The following is a 4,318-nucleotide window of genomic DNA, read 5'->3' as shown; positions in this document are numbered from 1 at the left end:
TGTAAACCTGTTGGTGTTTTTTGATCATTTTCAAGAAAAGCAGAATAGCTATCCATTTTTTGATTATAGCCTTTTCTAAGGATAAGTTGTGCCTTTTCTACTCTAAGAGATGGATGGAATTCTGCTCCTTGTGTTCCTCGTATGCAATGATCAGGCCAAAGTATTTGAGGACCATAGTCAAGAATGACTGTATCATAGGGCTTTTTTTCAGGATAGCAGGAAGCAAAGCTGCAATGGTTTTTGGGATGCCAGTCTTGGGTTAAGATAACGTGGTCAAAATGATTTATGAGATTATTGACGGCGGGTAAAATAGCATCACCTTGAGGTACGGCAAGTGCTCCACCTAGTAAGAAGTCATTTTGAACATCAATGACGATTAAGGCTTTTTTTTCCATAAATATATTCCTATACGAGATGAGCTTTTATCGTATTTTTAAAAAGCTATATGTCGTCTTGAAGTTTTGAAATGATGTGCTGGATATTGATATTATTTTTATAATTATCAAGCCAAAAGAGGGGGATGGATAAGTTTTTACAATTGGCTTTATAGTTTTTTACGAATTGTAACCACGTACCAATGGGAAGGGCACTGTATTCATTTGTTGCTACGTGTTGATGCAAAGCTTTCATGATCATTGGGCTTGGGACGTCAGATCCCATAAGGCGGCGGTCGTTTTGTAAACGTAATTTAAGCCATATCAAGGCAAGGGGTGAAGTCCATTGCTTTCCGTAGCAAAAAATCGATGAAAAAAGAGAAGGATTTTTTACTGCGTAATATAAAGCCCATAAAGCGAGAAAAGAAGGCGCATAGAGAATTGCTTTTCTTTGTGGTATCATATTACATTGATAAGTCGGTTTAATACGATAAAAATACAATGTTATATCTGGTATGGAAAAGAGAGGCAAGGTTTGATAACAGGTTTCAGGGACAGCTAAAAAGATTTGCTTTTTGCTCTTTAGGGGGATGTTTTTTTGCATTCAGGACCATACTGGGGCTTGTGAGATTAGAAAAAATGTACCAATATAAAGCGAAAAGCTTTTGATACGATGTAAGTGCTATTTACTGTACTGTTTCAAAAAGCAAAAGCAGTTTTTTTCAAAATCCTAATCTTTAATATCGCATAATATAAAGAGAAATTTATGGCACGTCAATTTATCTATCATATGGCTGGGCTTAACAAGTCTTACGGCAATAAAAAAGTTCTAGAAAATATTCATTTGTCTTTTTATCCAGATGCGAAGATCGGTATTTTAGGGCCGAATGGTGCAGGGAAGTCAACTATTTTACGTATTATGGCTGGGCTAGATAAAGAATATACGGGAGAAGCATGGATTTCTGAAGGAGCACGCTGTGGTTATCTACCACAAGAACCTTTGCTTGATGCGAGCAAAGATGTGCGTGGTAATGTGATGGAAGGTGTTGCAGATAAACAGGAAATTCTTGAGCGTTATAACGAATTGATGATGAATTATAGCGAGGAAACGGCTGATGAAAGTGCACAGCTTCAGGACATTATTGACAGTCAGAATCTTTGGGATTTAGAAAGTCAAGTGGAAATGGCTATGGCTGCTCTTGGCTGTCCGCCAGCCGATGGGGATGTAACAAAACTTTCGGGTGGTGAGAAGCGGCGTGTTGCACTTTGTAAATTGCTTTTGTCAAAACCTGATTTATTACTTTTGGATGAACCGACAAACCATTTAGATGCTGAAACGACGGCTTGGCTTGAGAGGCACCTACGTGAATATCCTGGGGCTGTGCTTTTGATAACCCATGATCGTTATTTTCTCGACAATGTAACGGGTTGGATTTTAGAATTAGATCGCGGTAGAGGTATTCCTTATGAGGGGAACTATTCTGCTTATTTGGGGGCTAAAGCCAAGCGTTTGGCTCAGGAAGGCCGTGAAGAGGCAGCGCGTCAACGTGCTTTATCACGTGAGCAAGAATGGATCGCTTCTAGTCCAAAAGGGCGACAAGCAAAGTCAAAAGCTCGGATTAAGGCTTATGATGAGTTGGTTCAAGCAGCACGTGAGCGCCGTCCTGGAGAGGCGCAAATCATTATTCCTATTGGAGAAAGGTTAGGACAAGTTGTTATTGAGGTTGATAATCTCTCTAAAGCTTATGGTGAACGTGTATTGATTGATTCTCTTTCTTTTAAACTTCCTGCTGGTGGCATTGTCGGCGTTATTGGGGCCAATGGTATGGGAAAGTCGACCTTGTTTAAAATGTTGACGGGACAGGAAAAGCCCGATTCAGGTCAGATACGTATCGGTGAAACAGTTCACATGAGTTATGTGGATCAGAGTCGCGATTCCTTGGTGGGGGATAAAACTGTTTGGGAGGAAATTTCTGGTGGAAATGACATTATTAAATTAGGCAAATATGAGATGAATAGCCGCGCTTATTGCGGGGCTTTTAATTTCAAGGGGGCAGATCAGCAGCAGAAGGTGGCAAATTTATCAGGAGGGCAGCGCAATCGCGTACATTTGGCGAAACTTCTAAAAGAGGGGGGAAATGTGCTTCTTCTTGATGAACCGACAAATGATCTTGATACTGAAACATTGGGTGCATTGGAAGATGCATTGGAAAATTTCGCTGGTTGTGCAGTTATCATATCGCATGATCGTATGTTTCTTGATCGATTGGCAACACATATTTTAGCCTTTGAAGGTGATGGTCATGTAGAATGGTTTGAAGGTAATTTTGCTGAATATGAGGCTGATAAAGTTCGTCGTCTTGGGGCGGAATCTCTTAATCCTAAGCATGCAAATTATAAACCTCTTACACGCTAGAATTTTTTATCTTATCGCAACTTTGTTAGAATAATAGTGTATTTTATTGCGTTTGTTATTTCATAAATAAAGTGTGTGTGTACTCTGTGGGAGTTTTTATTCATTGAAAAGAGTAAGAGACACTTTATGAAATTATGACCTAAATAGGGTTATTTTACTCATGATATATAACCGGTTATTTTTTGTAAAACTGCAATGAAAAGGAGGGGATGGAGCGTATAGTATTACTTCTACAAATGCCTTGGTCATTGAGCATTATCATCTTTACTTAATAAAAATGCAAGCTGGCATTATCATGTTATTTTTTCTCAATAGTATGCAGTTTTTGTTTTGAGGTGGGCATAAAAGGTATTTTTATCCATCTGTCCCCTCCGTTTATGAGCTGTAAGAGAATGATTTGGATTGATTTATCATGAATAGATTTGAAATGAGAAAAATCTACGGTATTCCGGTTTTTTATTCAAGTTAAAAATGAATTATTATTATAAATCAATGTATTCTCATTATAACGAGAAGCAGGGAGATAAGATCTGTTCGTTTTTTACATTAGCCTATTTTTTTCATAGTATGATAAAATAGAGAGAACAAAATAGATGAGAATATGCGTTGTATGCTTGACTTTTTTTCCTATAAACAAATGTTTATAGGAATGTTTAGGGGATAATTATGAAAAAAAGTGCAAGTTTAGATGCAATGATTGTGCTGCTGAAAGCGGTCGCAGAAGTAAGCCATTTACGTGTTCTTAGGCTCTTACATCATGAAGATTTAACAATTCCTGATTTTATTTTTATTCTTGATCAGTCGCAAGCGTGTATATCACGATATTTACGTTTATTGTACGAAGCACGATTGATTGAGCGTTATCAGAAGGGGGATAGCCTTTATTTTAAGCTTTGTCATGATTTTTGGGGTAAAGACATTGTGATAGGTATTCTTTCGGCTTTGCCAAAGGATGATGTGTTGTTAGCGCATGATTTAGAACGTTTGAAGGATGTTAAAAAGCAGCGTCAAAAAACGAGGAAGAAGCATTTCTTACAAAATGCGTTGCAACGGGATGTATTACGGTCATCCTATATGGCAGATCATGGTGTAGAAAACTCGTTACTTGAAATCATTGGCGATAAACCATTTCAGACGATGTTGAATATTGGAAGAGGTGGAGACTCTATCTTAAAATTGTTTTCTAATCTTTATACGCATGCGGTTCAAGTTGTGCTTGATAGCAATGTTTTTCACTTGTCTGTTGGAGATACAACTTTTGATTTAGTTATTCTTCATTGGGTTTTACATTTTCTTGAAAATCCTGAAATATTCCTTCATGAGATATCAAGTGTTTTGCGTCCTCATGGCCGTTTATTGATTGTGGATTTTGGTTATCATGAAATTGAGTCTTCATATTCTGATCAAGTGCATATGCGTTTTGGATTTTCGGCTTTACAAATAGAACAATGGCTTAAAAATGCGGGACTTGTTCTAGAACAAACGGTTTGTCTTACTCCTATACAAAATGAAAACAGTGAGGAGGGGA

General features: G+C 37.7%; 4 protein-coding genes. 2 read left to right on the top strand and 2 right to left on the bottom strand.

Annotated features, from left to right (window positions below; genetic code table 11):
* Positions 1-395 (bottom strand): isochorismatase family protein (locus ACFIL8_RS00230; RefSeq protein WP_375688719.1); only part of this gene is annotated, 395 nt, incomplete at its 3' end.
* A 46-nt stretch (positions 396-441) separates the two neighbouring features.
* The gene (locus tag ACFIL8_RS00225; RefSeq protein ID WP_375651021.1) at positions 442-978 is read right to left on the bottom strand and encodes a hypothetical protein; all 537 of its coding nucleotides are present in this window, start codon (positions 976-978) and stop codon (positions 442-444) included.
* Between the two features lie 162 nt (positions 979-1,140).
* On the opposite strand from ACFIL8_RS00225, the gene ettA reads away from it, so the two are divergent.
* Positions 1,141-2,790 carry an energy-dependent translational throttle protein EttA gene (ettA, locus tag ACFIL8_RS00220; protein ID WP_375613359.1) on the top strand — a complete coding sequence of 550 codons (1,650 nt, stop codon included), beginning with the start codon at positions 1,141-1,143 and terminating at the stop codon, positions 2,788-2,790.
* A 666-nt stretch (positions 2,791-3,456) separates the two neighbouring features.
* Positions 3,457-4,318: ArsR/SmtB family transcription factor (locus tag ACFIL8_RS00215; RefSeq protein WP_375688717.1), on the top strand; the 862-nt coding region annotated here is incomplete at its 3' end.

It is taken from the genome of Bartonella sp. AP57NXGY, assembly GCF_042195805.1.
In the GTDB taxonomy this organism is placed as follows: domain Bacteria; phylum Pseudomonadota; class Alphaproteobacteria; order Rhizobiales; family Rhizobiaceae; genus Bartonella.
This window is presented reverse-complemented; position numbering and strand designations above follow the sequence as displayed.

What these genes read in the sequence shown, in the direction of transcription:
- ACFIL8_RS00225 (WP_375651021.1), bottom strand. Translation starts at nt 978, where the DNA reads ATGCAAAAAAACATCCCCCTAAAGAGCAAAAAGCAAATCTTTTTAGCT.
- ettA (WP_375613359.1), top strand. Translation starts at nt 1,141, where the DNA reads ATGGCACGTCAATTTATCTATCATATGGCTGGGCTTAACAAGTCTTAC.